At 48.1% G+C, this 19,193-nt stretch carries 17 protein-coding genes; 3 read left to right on the plus strand and 14 right to left on the minus strand.

What is annotated here, in order from left to right; genetic code table 11:
• Positions 1 to 285 precede the first annotated feature (285 nt).
• From QL234_RS02560 to QL234_RS02570, 3 genes are read right to left on the minus strand one after another with little or no spacing between them, the layout of a single operon-like run.
• The gene (locus QL234_RS02560; protein ID WP_281556289.1) at positions 286 to 1,725 is read right to left on the minus strand and encodes a capsule assembly Wzi family protein; all 1,440 of its coding nucleotides are present in this window, start codon (positions 1,723 to 1,725) and stop codon (positions 286 to 288) included.
• Positions 1,726 to 1,737: 12 nt separating this feature from the next.
• Positions 1,738 to 2,796: a CDP-glycerol glycerophosphotransferase family protein gene (locus QL234_RS02565; protein ID WP_281556290.1), complete on the minus strand. Its 1,059-nt coding sequence runs from the start codon at positions 2,794 to 2,796 to the stop codon at positions 1,738 to 1,740.
• 16 nt (positions 2,797 to 2,812) lie between these two features.
• Positions 2,813 to 3,430: a TIGR04211 family SH3 domain-containing protein gene (locus tag QL234_RS02570; protein ID WP_281556291.1), complete on the minus strand. Its 618-nt coding sequence runs from the start codon at positions 3,428 to 3,430 to the stop codon at positions 2,813 to 2,815.
• A gap of 242 nt (positions 3,431 to 3,672) precedes the next feature.
• Between QL234_RS02570 and QL234_RS02575 the strand changes: the two genes are divergently transcribed.
• Entirely contained in the window at positions 3,673 to 4,758 is a 1,086-nt protein-coding gene (locus QL234_RS02575) for a CYTH domain-containing protein (protein WP_281556292.1), read from the plus strand.
• Between the two features lie 54 nt (positions 4,759 to 4,812).
• On the opposite strand, the gene QL234_RS02580 is transcribed toward QL234_RS02575, so the two are convergent.
• The 8 genes from QL234_RS02580 to QL234_RS02615 form a co-directional block, all read right to left on the minus strand.
• Positions 4,813 to 5,283 carry a potassium channel family protein gene (locus tag QL234_RS02580; RefSeq protein ID WP_281556293.1) on the minus strand — a complete coding sequence of 157 codons (471 nt, stop codon included), beginning with the start codon at positions 5,281 to 5,283 and terminating at the stop codon, positions 4,813 to 4,815.
• Between the two features lie 11 nt (positions 5,284 to 5,294).
• Entirely contained in the window at positions 5,295 to 5,621 is a 327-nt protein-coding gene (locus QL234_RS02585) for a hypothetical protein (protein WP_281556294.1), read from the minus strand.
• Positions 5,622 to 5,624: 3 nt separating this feature from the next.
• Positions 5,625 to 6,266, minus strand: a complete 642-nt coding sequence (locus QL234_RS02590) for a hypothetical protein (RefSeq protein ID WP_281556295.1) — start codon at positions 6,264 to 6,266, stop codon at positions 5,625 to 5,627.
• Between the two features lie 175 nt (positions 6,267 to 6,441).
• The gene (locus QL234_RS02595) at positions 6,442 to 7,137 is read right to left on the minus strand and encodes a PspA/IM30 family protein (protein WP_281556296.1); all 696 of its coding nucleotides are present in this window, start codon (positions 7,135 to 7,137) and stop codon (positions 6,442 to 6,444) included.
• Positions 7,138 to 7,163: 26 nt separating this feature from the next.
• Positions 7,164 to 7,577, minus strand: a complete 414-nt coding sequence (locus tag QL234_RS02600; RefSeq protein WP_044832281.1) for a DUF2170 family protein — start codon at positions 7,575 to 7,577, stop codon at positions 7,164 to 7,166.
• Positions 7,578 to 7,741: 164 nt separating this feature from the next.
• On the minus strand, positions 7,742 to 9,490 hold the full coding sequence (locus QL234_RS02605) for a polyamine aminopropyltransferase (RefSeq protein ID WP_281556297.1): 1,749 nt from the start codon (positions 9,488 to 9,490) through the stop codon (positions 7,742 to 7,744).
• A gap of 8 nt (positions 9,491 to 9,498) precedes the next feature.
• Positions 9,499 to 10,401 carry a DUF350 domain-containing protein gene (locus QL234_RS02610; protein ID WP_281556298.1) on the minus strand — a complete coding sequence of 301 codons (903 nt, stop codon included), beginning with the start codon at positions 10,399 to 10,401 and terminating at the stop codon, positions 9,499 to 9,501.
• 22 nt (positions 10,402 to 10,423) lie between these two features.
• Positions 10,424 to 11,392, minus strand: coding sequence for a hypothetical protein (locus tag QL234_RS02615; RefSeq protein WP_348650697.1), 969 nt, complete (start codon positions 11,390 to 11,392; stop codon positions 10,424 to 10,426).
• Positions 11,393 to 11,517: 125 nt separating this feature from the next.
• Here QL234_RS02615 and glnE point away from each other — a divergent pair, with 125 nt between their 5' ends.
• Complete coding sequence (gene glnE, locus QL234_RS02620) at positions 11,518 to 14,382, plus strand: bifunctional [glutamate--ammonia ligase]-adenylyl-L-tyrosine phosphorylase/[glutamate--ammonia-ligase] adenylyltransferase (protein WP_281556300.1); 2,865 nt, start codon at positions 11,518 to 11,520, stop codon at positions 14,380 to 14,382.
• 30 nt (positions 14,383 to 14,412) lie between these two features.
• Here glnE and QL234_RS02625 read toward each other — a convergent pair whose 3' ends face one another.
• Both QL234_RS02625 and lpxL read right to left on the minus strand, forming a co-directional pair.
• On the minus strand, positions 14,413 to 15,108 hold the full coding sequence (locus tag QL234_RS02625) for a TcpQ domain-containing protein (protein ID WP_281556301.1): 696 nt from the start codon (positions 15,106 to 15,108) through the stop codon (positions 14,413 to 14,415).
• A 63-nt stretch (positions 15,109 to 15,171) separates the two neighbouring features.
• A complete protein-coding gene (gene lpxL / locus QL234_RS02630; RefSeq protein WP_281556302.1) occupies positions 15,172 to 16,110 on the minus strand; it encodes an LpxL/LpxP family Kdo(2)-lipid IV(A) lauroyl/palmitoleoyl acyltransferase in 939 nt (312 codons plus the stop codon).
• Between the two features lie 69 nt (positions 16,111 to 16,179).
• Between lpxL and hldE the strand changes: the two genes are divergently transcribed.
• Positions 16,180 to 17,607 (plus strand): bifunctional D-glycero-beta-D-manno-heptose-7-phosphate kinase/D-glycero-beta-D-manno-heptose 1-phosphate adenylyltransferase HldE, encoded by a 1,428-nt coding sequence (gene hldE / locus QL234_RS02635; RefSeq protein WP_281556303.1) that lies wholly within the window; start codon positions 16,180 to 16,182, stop codon positions 17,605 to 17,607.
• A 153-nt stretch (positions 17,608 to 17,760) separates the two neighbouring features.
• Here hldE and tolC read toward each other — a convergent pair whose 3' ends face one another.
• Complete coding sequence (tolC, locus tag QL234_RS02640) at positions 17,761 to 19,083, minus strand: outer membrane channel protein TolC (RefSeq protein WP_281556304.1); 1,323 nt, start codon at positions 19,081 to 19,083, stop codon at positions 17,761 to 17,763.
• Between the last annotated feature and the right edge of the window lie 110 nt (positions 19,084 to 19,193).

Genomic DNA, 19,193 nt, shown 5'->3' on the forward strand with positions numbered 1-19,193 from the left:
AATTGTCTTAATTAATTGTGTCATATGGTTTAACGTAAATTTGTTCGTTATTTGTAAGTTTAAACTAGCTTAAACGCGCCTGGGCTGTCAATGAAAAATTGTAATAAATTTACAGAAAAATGTTGTTAAAGGTCGGGCAGCTTTTTAAAGGCAATCACGAAAAAGAGAGCTAAGGTGATAGTCAGCAGACAACTAAGCTGAAAATAAAGGGCAGGTAAAGGCTTGAAGTACACTTTAGCAAAGAGAAGTGTACTTCAAACGCAGATGTGAGTTTTGAAATTTGGCTTAGAACTTATATTCCCAGCTCAGAGAAGCTTCAAAATCATTCTCGGTTTTGTTGTTGATTTCAGTTTTACGCGCCTGGGCGCCCACTTCCCAGCGGCTTTTCGCCCAGGTAAAGCGGTAACTGCCGCGCAGTTCCAGAATTTCCTGGTGGCTGAGGCTCTCGTCTGCAATGATTTTGTCTTCATTGTTTTTATTCAGCTCTATCATCGCCACACTGGCTTGCCAGTAGTTGTCGTTTTCCGGCTGGGCGATCACCCCTAAGGTGATGCTGCTGGCATTGCTGCCGTAGGTGCTGCCGATACCTTTGCCGCGGTAGCGGTAGCCTGTGCGGTAAATGTCGTGTTCATAGACACAAGCACATTCGGCATGATAGGTGTCCGAAGCTTCGAAATAGACGCTGTAGAGGTTGTCACCTAAAAAGAAGTCGGCGTCAATCCCACCAAGGTGGCTGCGCTTGGACGGTGCTACCGAGCTGATACCATAGTCTTCAAAACCCATCTCGTAATAAACGCCGACGTTTTGCCCCAGGACGCTGGTACTCCACCTTAAATCGACCGAACCCAGATCGTTAACATCGGTTTCGTTATTGACCTTATTATCCGATTCATTCGGTATTACGATATCCCAGAAATCCGAAAAGCCATTGCCCCGGCCATCTCCCCCCCACATGGTGGAGCGGGAAAGTCCCAATTCCAGCGAAGAAAAAGGCTTAAGGCTTAACCGGCTGCTCCAGAGCCGGGTGTTAGGGATTGCACGGCCGCGATCTTCCATTTTCCCGATAAAGGTGGTGAAGCTCCAGGGGCCGAGCCAGCTTAACCAGGGAGTATCAAATGGCACTGCCTGTTGGCGGTTAAGGCTGATGCCGGGGATTGGGCGGGCATTGGTCGACATTAACAAAGCCGTGTCCCAGCCCGGGCCCCACCACATAGGGACGGCGCCGCCGATAACATTCCAGTTGCCCAGTTTATAAGCGAGATAGGAGCCGTCGAGCCGGAAGTTTTTATCGTCTATGGCGTCGCTTACCTTGTGTATTTCCAGATGGGCGGCAAAGTTACTGCCGACAAAGGTTTTTTTGCTGGTTATTTCGGTTTTTTCACTCTGCGTGTCGCCAAAGTGTTTGAATTTAGGTCTGTCAGTGGCAGCGGCCACTTTAATCGAAGCCGGTTGGCTGGATTTCTTTGCCTGGTTTAAATGGAAGACCACACGCTGATAACTGCGCTCTAAATTTTTATCTAAGATGTTGAAGTCGACCTTATCCAGATCGGCGGCAATATCGGCCCACATCAGGGGGTAACGGTTGATGGGCGCTTTGATCACATCGTGATCGGATAACAGTTGGATATCGGCGCGCAGGTAAATATTATCGGCTTCAACCCAGGGGGCGGCCTGAACAAAAGAGCTAAGGGAAGCGCATGTTAAAAGGGCGCAAAAGAGTTTCATGGACATCCTAAATTAGTTGTTGGTCTGGTTCAGTTGGGGAAACAGCTCTTTTAAATAATTGGCGGCTCTAAGGCCTGCTTGACCGTCGAGCTGGTCGAACATAATTTTATTGGCTTTAGCCCTGGCCTGTGCCAGGTGCTGTGGTTTGGTCAGGGCTTGTTTAATTGCCCCTTGTAGCTGGTCAAATTGATCGATTTGAATGCTGAATTCTTTGATCAGCTGTTTAACTTCCTGTACCGTGCGTTTGCCGTCATCTACGGTGAAGGTCACCATATCTTTTTCCAGGGCGCAGCATTCCGCCAATACCGAGCTGGTATCGCCGATACAGACATCTGCCAGTTGGATATAAGGCACGATATCTGCGGTATCGATAAAAAACACCTGCTTGGTATTTTTTATCTTCTGTTTGATTTCGTCTTTGGTCCAGGGGTGTACCGTGACCAGGATGTTGTAATCGGCGGTTAAGCTGTCTAATTTATCATACCAGTGGCTGATGGCAGATACGCCGGAATCATTCCAGGTGGCGGTAAACAGCACCGTTGGCTTGCCTTCGTCCAGTCCTGCGCCTTTGGCCAGGGCAGCCAGCTGCTCGGTATCGACGCTGCCGTCAAACATGGGGTCGAGTTTTGGAAAACCTACCGCTTTGGCGCAGGTAATTCCTACCGCTTGTGCCCGCTCTACTTCCCGGGAGCTGGTCATATAGAAATGATCTAATAAATTATAACCTTTGCTATTGGCAAAAGGTTTAAAGGTATAGGCGCCGTGGCGCATGCCGACTTTTTTCATGCGTGAGGCCGGGAATTTATAACCCGCCTGGCGGCACATGATTACCCCTTTGGGGAATACCGGGTAAACTTTTGACGGCACGCCAATCGCCGCCAGCTCTTGCTGGGTTTTTTTGTCTTTGGCGATAATTTTTAACGGCGGCAAATGTTTTTGCACCGAGGCGAATATCTGGTAGTCGAGGGCGTTGGCGCAATAAAGCATGACATCTTTATTGAGGTTAAATAACTCGCGCACTTCCCAGATCACCGTATAGGGGATCTTTAACAGGTAATAAGATAAAACCACTTTGTGTTATTTCCGGTTAGGTCCAGCGATCCATCTTGTTGCTGCGGCCACCGATAAGTTTAGGAATGAGCAAGCCAAACAGCAGGCCAAGGGCAAGCACTATGGCGCCATTTTTAAACCATTCTATTTTGATGTCCTGATCCTGGCTTTTTAGCTGTTCTTTAACGACAGCAAGTTGCTGTTGCAACTGGGCGGTTTCGTCTTCAATGGCTTTGCTTTTGCCGTTTAAGCTCTCAATGGTTTTTTGCGCTTCATTCAGTTGTTGTTTTAACTGGCTGTTTTCATCGGCGGCGCTGGTAAGTTGCTCGTTAAGCTCGGCGATAACAAAGCGCAGTCCGGGTTTTTGAGAGATATATTTGCTCTCTACCCAGGCGGTTCTGTTGCGGCTGTCGATAATTTGTGTGTAATTGTTTTCTTCTTTGCCGGTCAGGGTGATTTGTGCACCGGCGGTGACGCTGCCTAATATTCTGAAGTTATTACCGGCGCCGGCATGCATATAGATGATAAGCTCATCGGCAATATAACCCGGAGTCTCTTCTGAAGATGGTGCCTGTGAAGCGGTTTCTTCTTGGGCTAACACGGGGAATGACAAGCCAAACAGGACACTGATAAGTAAACAACTCACTCTTTTCATTGAACAACCAAACGCAATTAAACCTTCTGGGACAAGATATTAGGTCTTTGGCTCTTTTTTGGCAAGCTAAGATTAAGGATCTTGTGCTAAAAATAGGCTTAACCGCCAGATAGAGACTCTAATTGCTGTTTTATTGCTATACCGGGTAAAAGACTATCGGGTATTATGGCGCTAAACAGTTATTGCCCTTCCTTAATTCCCTGTGGTTGCGGTAGCGGACAAAGAGTAGATAGACAACTTCCATGGCTATGAATAAAGCAGATGAAACCGAAATTGAGCTTAAATTTTTGCTTGGGCAAGTTATTGATGCAAAAGCGGTAACTGAGCTTTTACAGCAGCAAAACTTCAGTTTTGAGCAAAGCGCCGGCAAGCTTAAAAATAGTTATTTTGATACCCCGGCCCTTGATTTGGCACGAAATGATATCGGGCTTAGGATCCGTAGCGGTGAAAACCTGTACGAACAAACGGTGAAGACCGCCGGGCGGGTGTTGTCCGGACTGCATCAAAGGCCCGAGTATAATCTTGCTTTGGACAACAGGGAAACCTTGCCGAAATTGCAGCTGTTTCCCTCAGCTATCTGGCCGGATGGTGTAGACATAGCACAGATACAGCAAGCGCTGACGGCTATTTTTACTACTGACTTTTATCGCACCACCTGGAAAATAGCGGGTAAGCACGGCGTCGTTATCGAACTGGTTTTAGATTCGGGCACCATAGAAAGTCAAGGCAGGCAAGCAGCTATCGCCGAGTTTGAGCTGGAATTGTTTTCGGGTAAAGGTGCACCGGCTATGGAGATGCTTTTTGAGCTTGCCAACTTACTGCTGGGCTCCTTTAAACTACGTCCCGGGGTAAAAAGCAAAGCGGCGCGGGGATATGCTTTATGGCGGGGAGCGCCAAAGAGCAAGCCGGAAGCTTTTTCCCGTCAAGGTTTGTTAGTTTCGGCTTTAGCAGACAGGGAAAGTTTTTATGCCCATCTGGACTTTGCCCTGGGGCAATTACAGCTCGGGGTTGAGTATTGCTTTTTATCGAGCAGTCCGAAAAGGCTGAGTGCTGTCAGTGAACCCTTACTTTTTCTTGAGCGGCTTTTCAGTTTGGCCCCGGAAAGTCTTGTTGTTGCTAAGGAGGAGTTGGCAATGCAGTTTAAACAGGTTGTCGGTTTATATTCGGCGCTTGAGTTGCAGTTTGACCGGGCCGGTTGTGATGGCAAAAACGGCGTTGGTGATGACTGCCTGTTGTTGGAATTTTGCTATGAACAGACTTTTAACCGCTTACAGCTAGCTTTACTGAAGCTCTTGATAGACAGGGAGTTTCTGCCTGACGGGATTTGATTGGCAAATTTTCCTGGGATGTTGGGAGCTGTAGCGCAACAGCTCCGCTAAAGGTTACTTGGATTGCTTTGTTACCAAGAGCTCTATTTTGTCTGCCAGGAGATCTATTTTTTTCTCAAGTTGCTGGTTATGTTCCAATATCTCGGTATTTTGCTTACGTAATTCCCGGTTTTTGACATTGGTATCGGAAAAGCCGACAAAGCGGTCGATAAATTGTGCACCAATAAAACCCACCATACCGACACCGATATAAAACATGGCACCGACCACGATCCTTCCCCCCAGGGTGACAGGGAAATGATCACCAAAACCTATGGTACTGGCACTCATTTGCAAGGTCCAGAAGGCATCTTTATAGGTCATGATATTGCTGTCCGGGGCTGAAGCTTCAAACTGCAGCAGTAAAAAAGACAGCGCGGCTATGATGACATACAGGGCGACTAAAGTGATGAGCAGCAGATAACCCGAGTGATAATTTTTTACACCGAATTCATCTACGCTATAGGGAGTAAGTTTTGTATTCATGGTCCGCGTTCTTATTCACTTTTATTGGCGACATGATTGATGAGTTCATCCATCAGTTTTCTTTTTATTTCCAGCTGCTGTTGTGGCTCAAGCTGGTATTTTTCTGCCAACACCTGGTAATCTTCCGGCCCGAGCGACACGGTTAATCTTGGCCTTTTCGGACGTTTGTTGGTGGACAAGCCTAAAATAGAACGGATTTGATCCGAAGGGCTGAGGCCAGCCTGCAGTGCTTCCGTTCTGATCGCCAGCTGAATTTTTTCATCCATATCAAAGGCAACCTGTACCGCCTTAACGGCTTTGACAGAAGACTGCCATTTTTCGGGGACTTTTCTTGCCACAGTTTAACTCCCGGGGTACATATCTATGATATCGGTGACAGGGCGATATAAGGTTAAAAACACATCGGTGTCCCCGTCTGACCATACCTCTACTTCAATGCCAAAATCTTGCTCGGCGTCATGTAACACATATTGCTCGAATTGTTCGCCGCTGTCACTACCCTGATAAGCACTGAGGCTTTCACTGCGGTGATCTTTTCGGTGAAAATAGCCGACCACGGCAAAGGCATTTTGCTGATACTGTTCGCTGGTCCAGCCGCTGGTTTTGGCGGTATCGCTTTGACGCTCAAGAAACGCCTGGCCGGGTTCGTCGAAAATGGTGGCAAAGCTGTCGAGATCAAACAGGCTTTCCACATCCTGGTGTGCTATTTTCAGGGAAAATTTTAAATAGATCTTATCGTCAACATCAAGGGATAAATAAATCTCGTTGTCGTTATTGCCCGTCAATACCCATTCGGTCTGGGTATGGTGTTCAAATTCATAGCTGTTGACGTCGCTGACCTGAAACTGCTGCTGCCTGAGGGACTCGGGTAAGGCAAAACTGTCGGTGAGAACAATAATATCGTCTTTTTTGAGATCTTTTACCGAAGTTAAACTGCGCTGTGGTGTTTGCTCTTTGCCAAAAACACGCTTGAAAAAACTCATTATTGTGTCCTGCATTAAATGTTGGATTGAACTGCGTTGGGAGGAATGATTTTAGTTCCGATAGCAGTTTAGCCGGTTACCCCAAATGTTAATAATAACGGGGTAACCGGCTGGTCTTTTTAGCTTTATTAGCTTTGCCTACAGGGCAAAGTTAACAATAACAGGGGCTTTGCCCTTAGCCTTTGTTTTGTTTCGCTTTGATGCGATTCAATACCGAGTTGGCGCTATTGTCCGCAGCGCCGATGCCGGCTTCTTTCAGCTGGGCGGCTAACGAGCTGTCGCTGTTTTCTGACTCAAGTACTTCGGCGGCTTTCATTTGATCATCAAACTTTTGCTGCTTCGCCTTGATACGCTCCAACGAGTCTTTGGCATTTAACAGCTTAGAGTTGCTCGAAGAGAAGTTGTCGGTGATTGCAGACGTCGCTTTTTGCACGCTTTCCGTGGTTTTAACCATAGACAGCTGACGTTTGTATTCTGCCATCTGGCGCTCGCTTTTCTTCACCAGCTCTTTTAAGCGGCTGGCATTGGCATCAAAGCTGTCTAATGCCTGTTGCTGATTGGCCAGCTCAGACTCTAAAGTAGAGATCTTTTCGGCAACCGCCAGGGCAAGCTTTTCATCGCCTTTTTCCAGGGCCTGTCCGGCATAACCTTCGTGCTCAGTGATCTCGCGCTTAAGGCGGTCAACTTCACGGCTTGCTGCCATTTGCTGGGCCATGACGCCGGTTAAGTCACGCTTGGCCTTGGTCAGGTGATGCTCGGCATCGCGAATTTCCTGTTCAAAAATGCGGGTGGAATTCGAGTCGACGATAGCTTCACCAACTTCTGTCGCGCCACCTCGAATAGCTGTCATTATCTTTTTAAAAATACTCATATTATCACTCCTCAAAGAATGGTCGCTTAAATTAAATATTCACTCATGTCATCGATAACTTCGATGGCATTGTTACTCAGTACCGCCAGTTCGTGCTCTATATCTTCAAAGGTTGAATTAATAGACAAGGCACCGAAAGTTACGTATTTATCGCCGATTTTAGAAAAGGCGGATAACGGCATCGGGATGTTCATTTCCAGCATGCTTTCATGCATATCATGCAGGGCATCCGGTTTTACTTCTTCAACTCCCCATAAATAGGTGATACATAATATTTGATCGTCGGTAACGGAAACAAAAATTGGCAGCTCTTCACGGCCTGTTACTGTGATCTGTAAAACATCGACTTCACCGGATATCGGCTGACAGTCAAAAACCATACCTGTGTCTGAGTCATCAGCTAAGGTGTTCAGGTAGTCGGCTATTTTATGAATGTTCATTGGATCCCTTATTTGTTATCTAGGCCAAAAGCTTGCGCTTTCAGCGGGTTTTTACTGATCGACATATTATGTCAATGAGCTTAAGTTAAACATTAAGACATAATATGTCAAGCGACTATGGATTATTTTTTCACTATTGCTTGTTATTGCTATTTCGATACGGCTTACTTTTGCAAATGGGCCTCGTTTAATCCTTGCTGGTCGCGCCAGGCATTTTGATGCAACTGATACAAGGTATGGCTACCGAGATAGTTTACGTCAACCTGTTCACTTTCCAAGTAAAAATCTTTGGGGAAAACAAAAGCGCTTTTAATCATAGCAAGGCTTAACCAGTGGTGGGGCACGGTGAGCTTATTAAGCTGCTCCAGCCTGGACAGAGGACTTGCCCCCATTTTAGCGGCTATGGTCCAGCCCCACTCGCCGAAGCTGGGAACATTGTCATGGTACTGCTGTACCCGGGGAAAGTCTGCCGCCGCCAGGGTTTTGCCGATAGAAATAAAGGATTTCTTGGCATGGTAGGGACTGGTTGACTGTATGCCGATAATACCGTCACCGGCGAGCAGTTGTTTTAACCGGGCATAAAAATTCACCGAATAGAGCTTGTTTAAATCCGGATGGCTGGGGTCGGGTAAATCGACGATGATGGCATCATAAACCTTGCCCTGCGACAATAAGTTATCTATTGCGATAAAGGCATCGCTTTGGATGATTTCCACCCTGGGATCTTGCAGGCTTAGTTCATTTAAGTTGGCGATTTTTTGCGCCAAGGCTTTTGGTAAACGCTGCTGTGGCTGCTTAAAGAGTTCGAGCAACTGGCTGTCTAAGTCAAGCAGGGTGACATGTTCGGGGGACCACTTCAGAATATCGCGCAGGGCCAAACCGTCACCACCGCCGATGATCAGGATATTCTCCTGGCGGGCAGAAGCGGCCAATACCGGGGTCACCAGGTAACCGTGGTAAATAAATTCATCTGACGAGGAAAACTGTAAACGGCCGTTGAGGTAAAAATTGATGATATCTCCCTGCTCCAGCCCCATATGGCGTTGGGTAAAAGTCAGCTGCTGGTAGCGGGTTTTTTCACTGTACACCACCTGATCAAGATAAAGCAGGTTATTCATCTGGTTAAGCCAACTGTTTCCGTGCTGGTAAATCACCGCGAGCATCACCGCTAACGCCAGGTGTAAAGCCACCAGGGTTTTACGCCAGTTGAGTTTTTGCCAGTAGCGCAAGATAAAAAAGCTGCCGGCCAGCAGGTTTAACGCGGCGGTTAACGCGGCCGCCTCGCTGATATCTATCGACAGTAAAAAGATGACCCAAATGGCGGCGCCTATGCCGGCACCGATATAATCGGCACCATAGATGGTACCGAGGTTATTTTTCAGGTGTTTCTGGTGGATTTCTTCCCGGATGCGGGCGATTAACGGGATTTCCATGCCGATAAAAAAGCCGAGTAAGACGCCGAAAAAATAGGGGCTGTTAAAGGCGATAAAACTTAAGTCTTTAAAAAAGCCGCCTCGGGGCAGAGCATCCGGGGGCAGGGCAAAGGTATCGCTAAGCAGTTGCGGCAGTATCTGGGTGGCGCCGATAAAAGCGCTGATGATAATAATGGCGGAGCTGCCAAGCAGGGCGATAGTGATCTCAAGCCAGACAAAACCTTTAAAGGCGCAGGCAATTTTACGGGCGGCAAAAGCTCCCAGACCCATAGAAACTATCATCAGGCCTATCATGGTATAGATGGCGCTTTCCATGATGCCCAGCACCCGGCCGGCATAATGGGATAACAGGTACTCGTAGATTAAACCACATCCGGCGAGTACCGCCATGGTGAGGATCAGCAGCACATCATCAAGATAATGGCTGCCGGTTTTGCTGTGGTTTGCTTGTGCTGAACTCAGGCTGTTTACTTCATTCATGCCCGCAGTTAAGCCATCAGGGCGGTCAGGATCAGGGCAATGGAGATACTGATCGCCATTTCTATGCTGGCGACACCGATATTATGCTGCTGGTCGACTTCTTCCACCAGATTGATACCCCAGAGAATAATGCGTTTCGCTAACGAGGTTAAGATTGCCACCAATACCGTCATCACCAAGCCGAAAATTAACCAGCCCAATAAGTTAACCACTAAGGTTTCCGGGCTGTAGCTGAAGAAATAGCTGGCTGCGGTGACCGCCAATGCCGTACTGATCATTTGCCCGGCATAACGTATGGCAATGGCTAACTGCCCCTGGCTTAACGCTTCCTGCAGGCTGTCGTCCTGGTTGTTTTTGGCATATTGGCGTTCTTTTAACCGGGTGACGATCACCAGGATGGCTTGTGAGACAACAAAACCGCTGGTAATGGCGATAAAGGTGCTAAGGTCGAGTCCGTCTACCCATAATAATACCGCGCGGATAATAATGGCGGTGGCAATAGCGCCGGCGGCATCGACCACGCCGATACTGAGGTTTCTCTCTTTGATCAGGGCATTTTTATCCAGCTGGTTCAGGGCCAGCTTGTCGTGGAAGATGCGGCCGATTTTGATCAGGATTAAACCAAAAACGCCGTATGCCAGCATACCCACGGCTTCAACCAAATAGCTGGTGGCGGTTTCCCCGGTTATGGCGCCGGTTAAGACTATACCTAAGGCGGCGACACTGCCGGCGACACTGATGCCAAAGGCAAAGTTATCTTCTTTGGCGAGTTCTTCGGTGGTATTTACCTTGGCGGATAAACCGGAAACAAAACGCATGGTACCGAGCAAGATAATGGCAATCAGGAGATCGATGGCCAAATAAGTCAGTAAATCCTGATTTAGCGCGGTGATTTCAATTAATGTATTCATTATTATTCCTATTTTCTAATTGCTATTTACCGCGGGAAAAACCACGAGAAGTTTTACTGCTGCTGTTTCTGAAACTGGCATTTCTCGAACTGGCTGATTTTCTTGCGTAGCTGCTTTTACTGCTGCTTTGGGAGCGAAAGCGGTTGGCACTGCTTTGTGCGGTTTTGCTCTGGCTCGATAAACTGGAAGCGCCGGTGCGGTTTTTACCATAGGCGCTGGTAAATTTTTGCCCGCGCTTGGCAAAAGATTTCTTGGTGCGGGCATCTAACCGGGTTTGTTTTTTCAGCTGGCTCGGGGAGCTGTAGCGGGTGCGGCCGTAATCGTTATAATAACTGTAATTGCGGTGTCTGCCCCAGTCGCCGTAAGAGACGCGGCGGGAGCCGAAGATATCCCCTATCATGGAATACATGCCGTACCAGGCCCAAAAAGACATGCCGTTGCTGCCCGTGGTCCAGCTGCCGTAGTTGGGGTTGCCGATCAATTGTTCGCCGGTGCCGAAATCCTGGGCATTGTTTGCCTGCTGGCTTTGGGCTTTTGACAATGCGTTGATACGGGGCAACATGCCGTCAGACATGTCTGCCAGGACGTTAAGGGGGTCGCTTAACGCATCGGAATAAAGCACGGGATCGGCGGCCTGATAGATATTGAGCAATTCGTCATAGATTGCCTGATTATCGGCAAACATTTCCGGTTGGTTTTTAACCGTGTTCAGGCGGTCGAGAAGGGCCAGATACATAGGTCCCTGCGTGGTGGCATCTTGTTTAAAGACGTTTACCAGCTCAGCCAATTCCGGTTTGCTTCGGGCGATCTTATCGCCGTACTGGCGGATGAGCTCGGCATTTCTCACCTGGCCGTTTTCCAGGGCATCGGCAAGTTGTTGCACCCTGAGTTCAGTGACCGGCAGTTGCCTGGTGACTTGTTCTTTGATGGGGTCACCACAGGCCGTCAGTAACAGGGTCAGGGCGAAAAAAATGAAGCGAAATTTATGCATTCCTGCCATGTTTTCCTCAAAAATGCTATGGTTATCGGTAATTAGTACCATTTACGACATAATATGTCCACTGTTTAATCGCTATCACCCTAATTTACCAATAATTAATGTTAACCGGAGTTCAGGTGACCACGAGAATTTTACCTTCGCTTTCGTCAGATTTACAGCAATTACAGGAAAAATACTGGCAAACTTGTAGTGAGCAACAGCCGCAGCAACTGGATTTGCTGACAGAGAAGCAGCAGGAGGATTTTAAACTTGCTGTTACCTTAAGTGAATTTATTCAAAGAAGTTTTCTGCAGGCTCCTGAGCTGGTGACGACACTTTTTACCAGCGGCAACATTTATGATGAGCAGACGCCGGATTATCCTGCCCTGATTGACGCGCACTTAAGTGATTGTGACAGTGAAGAGAGCTTACATCGTTTGCTAAGACAAATCCGCCTGCAGCAAATGGTGAAAATTGCCTTTGCCGATCTGGTATTGGATCTCCCGCTTGAATTGTCATTGAAACGTTTATCCGCCCTGGCCGATGCCCTGATATTAGGCGCCCTTAACTGGCTAACCGACTTTTGCCAGAACAAATGGGGCACGCCGCAAAACAGCCGGGGACAGGATTTGCCTTTACTGGTTTTTGGTATGGGCAAGCTCGGCGGCGAGGAGCTGAACTTTTCTTCCGATATCGATTTGATTTTTGCTTATCCCGAGTCGGGACAAACTTCAGGTTCGGGGCGCAGTATCGATAATCAGCAGTTTTTTACCCGCCTCGGGCAGAAACTCATTACCGCTTTGCATCAGCAAACCGCCGATGGTTTTGTCTACCGGGTCGATATGCGCCTGAGGCCATTTGGTGAAAGCGGGCCGCTGGTGATGACGTTTGATGCTATGGAGCATTATTACCAGGAACAGGGACGGGACTGGGAGCGCTATGCCATGCTGAAAGCCCGCTTGATCGGCTGCAGCGATTATCATGATGCCTTGACGGAATTGTTGCGGCCTTTTGTTTATCGCAGATATATAGACTTCAGTGTCTTTGACAGCCTGCGGCGCATGAAAATGATGATAGTACAGGAAGTACGGCGCAAGAACCTGGTAAACAATATCAAGCTTGGCGCCGGCGGTATCCGGGAAATTGAATTTATCGTCCAGGTTTTCCAGTTGATCCGCGGCGGCAGGGAAAAGGAGTTGCAGCAGCGTCGCTTGCTGGTGGTTTTACCCGAGCTTGTTAAAGCGGGGGTATTGAAAGCGACCAGCAAAAAAGTACTCGAAGATGCCTATTTGTTTTTACGGCGCCTGGAGAATATTATCCAGGCGTTAGACGATAAGCAGACCCAAACCTTGCCTGACACATCGCTTGACCAGCAAAGGCTATTAACGGTACTTAAGCTCGGTAGCTGGCAGCAATTGCTGGATACTTTGCAGCGTCATATGGAAGCCGTACATCTGGAGTTTAATGATCTGATAGGTAAAGAAACCCCCAATCATCAAACCATAGACGAGCATTGGGTGACCTTGTGGCACAGCCAGTGGGAAGATGATGAAGCTATTGCCTGGATAAACCAGCTGGTGTCCGACTGGCCGGCAGAAAAGGTCTGGCAGACCTTAGCGCATTTTCGCCGGGATGTTTCCCGCCGCTCTTTGGGCAACCGCGGCCGCCAGGTGCTGGATAAGCTGGTGCCGTTATTATTGTGTCACCTGGAACGTCAGCACTGTGAAGATTATACCTTGGCCAGGGTGTTGCAGGTTTTTGAAAAAATCATGACCCGCACCGCCTACCTGGAATTACTCTATGAAAATGAAGGCGCCTTTAAGCACCTGATCCGTTTGTGCACCGCCAGTTTATGGGTGACGGAATATATTGCCAAATACCCGCTGTTGCTCGATGAATTGATCGATCCCGAGTCTTTGCATAACCCGTTGCCGCTATCGGGTTACGCCCTTGAGCTTAGGGAGGTGATGCTGCGTATCCCTGAAGAAGACCTCGAAGCCCAGATGGAAATGTTGCGCCAGTTTAAACAGGCGCAGCAATTACGCATTGCCGCCGCCGATATTGTCGGTATTTTACCTGTGACTAAGGTCAGCGATCACTTAACGGCACTGGCTGAAGCCATAATCGGCGAAGTGATCAACCTCGCCTGGCAGCAGGTATCTGTGCGTTTTGGTGTACCTGAGTCCTGCCTGGTTACCGGTGAAAAAGGTTTTGCGGTGATAGGTTATGGTAAGGCCGGCGGTATTGAACTTGGTTATGGCTCAGATCTGGATCTGGTGTTTATTCACGACAGTCAGGCGGATGAGCAAACCACCGGCGCGCGCCAGGTACCGGCTAATCAGTTTTATATGAAACTCGCCCAGCGCATTATGCATATTTTTAATTCCAGGATGAGCAGCGGCATTTTATATGAATTGGATATGCGCTTGCGTCCGTCGGGCAATTCCGGGGTCTTGGTGGTGCATATCGATACCTTTGAGCATTACCTTAAAAACGATGCCTGGATCTGGGAGCACCAGGCACTGGTGCGCTCCCGTGCCGTATATGGCCATGATGGTATCCGCCGCCAGTTTGACGATATTAAACGTCAGGTATTGGCGGTTACCCGCTCGGATAAGCAGTTATCCGGTGAAGTCATCAGTATGCGCAATAAGATGCGCAATCATCTGGATAAATCTACCGCGGAGAAAATCGATATTAAGCAGGCCCCAGGCGGTCTGGTGGATATTGAATTTTTGGCCCAGTATCTGGTGCTGCTATTTAGCCATGATTATCCGAAAATTGCCGATTATTCGGATAATATCCGGATTTTCGAACAGTTGCATAAGGCGGGGATTTTGGATCAAAGTCAGTCGCAACTGTTAATTAAAACCTATTGCCGGTTGAGGGACTTAGGACACAGGGCGGTGCTGCAAAACGAAGCTCAGCTGATCGGCAGGCAAGAGTTTGATATTTATGCGCCGGATATTATTAAGCTCTGGCAGCGTTTCTTTGTCGAATAAAGAGTACTGGGATAGGTTATCAAAAACCGGTTAATTGTAGCCGGTTTTTGATTTTAGCAAAGTACACTGCTTCTTAATGTAATCGGTTGGCAGGTCGATGAGCACCAGGGTACGGTGACGGTAACAGAAAAAGGTGGAAACGCCGTTTTCAAAGTGTCCTTCCACGCCTTTGCCCAGTTGGTAGGCGGTATCGATAATGTTTTTATTGATGCGGAAGGGGTCTTTTACCAAGAAGTCGCGGTTAAGCCACCAGATCACTTGCAGGCCGTTATCTTCGGCATATTCGGATAATTTCTGAAACACAGTTTGTCCTACCCGAAACGGGCGGGATTCCTTGTCTCCCTGCCAGTTGGCCCTTAGCGGTCGGGTAACCAGGCGTCTGGCCTCAAGCAGTTTGTCGATATCTCCCTTGGGCTCAGGCAAAAAAACCACGTGATTTTTTATTCTCGGTCCTTTTTTGCCTAAGTCTGAATTGATGCTGGCATAAAAGCGGGACAGGCCCTCGGCGGCGGCATTGGTGGATTCTTTATTCACCGCCCGGGCTGTAGGTTTGATTGTGGTGTCCTTTAGCCCGGTGGTTTTTTTGGGTTGAACCGGCAGTTCTATTTCTGCAACTTCGCCGCCTTTATTTGAGGGGGAGAATACAAGCTCTTGATTTTTAAGCAAAAATGTGGCGAGCGAGATTAATATCAAGCCAAAAATAATTTTAGGAAGCCAGAATTTCATTGCTTAATTGATTCCCACAGATAACAAAATTGTTAACGATACTTATACCATACTTAAAGTTTACTATTTATACAATGATGGATCGTCAGTATTTGGCCGGGTTTTAAAGCGGCGATGCAGCCACATATACTGTTCCGGCTTGCGGGAGATGGCTTTTTCCAGCTCCTGATTGACCCGGATCAGATCCTGCTCGTCATTCTGGCTCGGGAAGTTCTCCAGCGGCGGCATAACTTCTATGGTGTAACCGCTGCCGTCGTCATTTCGGGTCGGGATGATCATCATAGACTTGGTATTTTTCTTTCTGGCAAAAATTAACGTGCCTGTGGTGGTGGCGGCATCTTTAACGCCAAAAAAGGGCACAAACAGGCTGCGGTTGCGGCCGTAGTCCTGATCCGGTAAATATACGCATGCTTCGCCATCGCCAAGGGCTTTAAGCAGGCCTTTGACGTCTTTTTTGCCCAACATATATTTGTTGGAGCGTCCGCGGCCGCGAAATTGGAAGTATTCCATTAGCTGGTTATTGTGGGGACGGTAAAAGACCACCATAGGGTTAGTGTAGCCGATGCCGCGGCAGTTGATTTCGGCGCTCAGGTAATGCATGGCAAGCAGTAATACCCCGTTTCCATTTTCCTGGGCTGTTTTGATGTGCTCCAGGCCTTTGACTTTTACTTTGCGTTTTACCCGCCAATCCGGCCACCACCAGCCCATGCCGGTTTCAAGCAGGGCGATGCCGGTATTTTCAAAGTTTTTCTTGAGCATGGTTAATTGTTCGGCTTCAGGCATCTCGGGAAAACATAACTGGATGTTTCTCAGTGCCACTTTTTTTCGGCTTGAGCCGACTTTATAGAGCAGCCTGCCGATCATTTTGCCCAGCCCTAATTGCCATTTATAGGGCAACCAGGAGATGCTGTATAAAATAAAAACCCCTAACCAGGTGAGCCAGTATTTGGGTAACAGGAAGGATAATTTAAAATTTGGCTGTAAAACTTTATTTTTGCTCACTAGATGGTATCAACTCATTGAATTTCATATGCTACACTAGTCGCCATTATATCTGTTAAGAGACTCAGGATGAAAGTAGATATTCCCGCTTTTAATCAGGCCAGCGTTTTAGTCGTTGGCGATATTATGCTTGATCGTTATTGGTACGGCCCGACACAGCGTATTTCTCCGGAAGCGCCTGTACCTGTGGTTAAGATAAATAACAATGATGAAAGACCCGGCGGCGCCGGTAATGTTGCCCTTAACCTTGCCTCACTCGGCGGCAAAGTCACGCTGGCTGGCATTACCGGAGAAGATGAAGCCGCACAGACATTAAAGACCCATTTGCAGGCCATGGATATTCAGTGCAGTTTTAGCCAGCACCAGCAGGTGCCGACCATTACTAAACTCAGGGTATTGAGCCGGAATCAGCAGCTGATCCGCCTTGATTTTGAAGAGTCCCTGGACAAGATAGATAAAAGCAGTTTGCGGGCGGAAGTGGCTAAGCAGCTGCCTCAGCACGATTTATTATTGTTATCCGACTATAACAAGGGCACCTTGTCCGATGTCCAGGCGCTGATCCGCCAGGCGAAGGAGCATAAGGTGCCGGTACTGGTGGATCCTAAAGGGGAAGATTTTTCCCGTTACCGCGGTGCGACTATGCTGACCCCGAATATGTCGGAGTTTGAAGCCGTTGTCGGCCCCTGTGACAGCGAAGCTGAGCTGGTGGCTAAAGGGCAGAAGTTACTGACCGAACTTGATCTTCAGGCCCTGCTGGTGACCCGCAGTGAGCACGGTATGACCTTGCTAAGAAAAGATCAGCAGGAGTTTCATTTACCGACCCAGGCAAAAGAGGTTTTTGACGTTACCGGTGCCGGGGATACGGTTATTGCCACGCTGGCATTGGCGGTTGCCGCCGGCGCTACCTTTACCCAGGCGAGTGCGCTGGCAAATACCGCCGCCGGTATTGTTGTCGGCAAGCTGGGCACATCGACCGTCAGCGAAGCGGAATTATTAACCGAGCTTGATCATGTTCAGGAAAGCGGTTTTGGCGTGCTGAGCGAAGAACAGCTGAAGATTGCCGTGGAGGCGGCCAACGGACGCGGTGAAAAAATAGTGATGACCAATGGCTGTTTCGATATTTTACATGCCGGTCACGTCTCCTACCTGGAAAATGCCCGAAAACTGGGAGACAGGTTAATTGTCGCCGTTAATGATGATGCTTCGGTCACCCGTTTGAAAGGTCCGGGTCGCCCGGTCAATGTTGCCGACAGGAGAATGGCGGTGCTGGCAGGTTTGGCTGCGGTAGACTGGGTGGTGAGCTTTAGCGAAGATACGCCGCAACGCCTTATCGGCAATATATTACCGGACTTGCTGGTTAAAGGCGGTGATTACCAGGTAGAAGATATTGCCGGTGGCCAGGAAGTCATCGCTGCCGGAGGAGAGGTGAAAGTACTGAACTTTGAGGCGGGTATATCTACCACGGAAATTATCAATACCATACGTTTGGAAGATTAACGTTCCCGGGCTTTTGGCAAGGCAAAAGCTTGCTTTGTCATTAACTTTCGAACATAAAAAAACCGACTGGCGTCGGTTTTTTTATGTTCAGGAATTATGGTATGTCACGCTTACATGGATGTGAAAGAGTGACGATACCCAGGTGTCCGGCGATTATTTAGCCGCCATCAAACCTTTGTTGATATCATTGATATCCTGCTCGGTAATGGTGCCGCCGGCGCGTTTGAGGTTTAATACGCTTTGGATATAGTTGTAACGTGTCGTAGACAGGTTACGCTTGGCATCATAAAGGTTACGGGTACTGTTAAGTACGTCAACTATGGTCCGGGTACCCACTTCAAAACCGGCTTCGGTTGCTTCCAAGGCTTTTTGCGCACTGACAAGAGCCTGTTCAAGCGACTTAATCGCAGAAATCGCCGCGATCACTGTGTTATAGGCATTACGGGTATCCTGTACTACGCCGCGATGAACCGAGGCCAGATCCTGGCTGGCAGCAACGTAGCTGTGTTGCGCCCTGCGGACACTGCTGGAAGTTGCACCACCGGAATAAATAGGTACCGACAGGGTAATGCCGACAGAATGACTGTCGATATACGGTCCGCTGATATCATTGACTTCGGATTTGGCATTTGAATAGTTGCCGTTAAAGTCTAACGTTGGCAAGTGACCGGCATTGGCGATACTGATATCTTCTTTGGCAATATCTACCGCGATTTTCTGGGCGATTAAATCCAGGCTTTTTGCTTCTGCGGTTTGCTGCCATGCATTGGCGCTATCCGGCAGCGGACGGCTGGTGCTGAAACGTTCGGTGTTCAATACGCTGATGTTTTTCGGGTAAACATTAGTGATCACCCTAAGGGCTTCTTCAGCGGTATAGATATTGTTTTCGGCGCGAATTTCACTGGTTACCGCGTTATCATATTGTGCCTGGGCTTCGTGTACATCGGTGATCGCGGTTAAACCCACGGAAAACCTTTGCTTGGTTTGCTCTAACTGGCGCTCAATGGCGATTTTTTCCGCGGTGGCAAATTCCAAATCGTCCTTGGCACTGAGCAGGTTAAAATAGGCCTGGGTAACACGGACAATCAAATCTTGCTTGGCTACCTGATAGTTTAAATCGCTGCGGTGTGCAGATTTTTTCGAGCTGTCTAAACGTAACCAGGAATCGTGGTGATAAAGTTCCATGCTCAGTGTGGCGCCGTAGCTGGTGCTTTCACTTTGGCTGTGGGTGGTTTCGTCATCGGACTCTGTTTGCCCGTCGGTAAAGCTGCCGCTGGCAGATAATTTAGGCAATAAGGTGGCGCGGGCCAGTTCGATATCTTCTTTGGCGATGTTATATTGTGCCGCCGCCTTCAATACTACCGGATCATTCTCCAAAGCTTGCTGATAGACAGTTAACAGGTCATCAGCTAATACATTGGTGCTGCTTGCCGCACAAGCTAAGCCAATAAGTAAGGAGGTAATTGTTTTTTTCATGCGCAAGCAATTCCTTTAGTGAAAATTTTTTCTATTATTTTATGGCGCACTATCCTACTAGGCTTTTCAAATTAGCCAAATAAAATAAGTGTTTACCTGTGTATACTAGT

This window comes from Thalassomonas sp. RHCl1, from assembly GCF_947387555.1.
In the GTDB taxonomy this organism is placed as follows: domain Bacteria; phylum Pseudomonadota; class Gammaproteobacteria; order Enterobacterales; family Alteromonadaceae; genus Thalassomonas.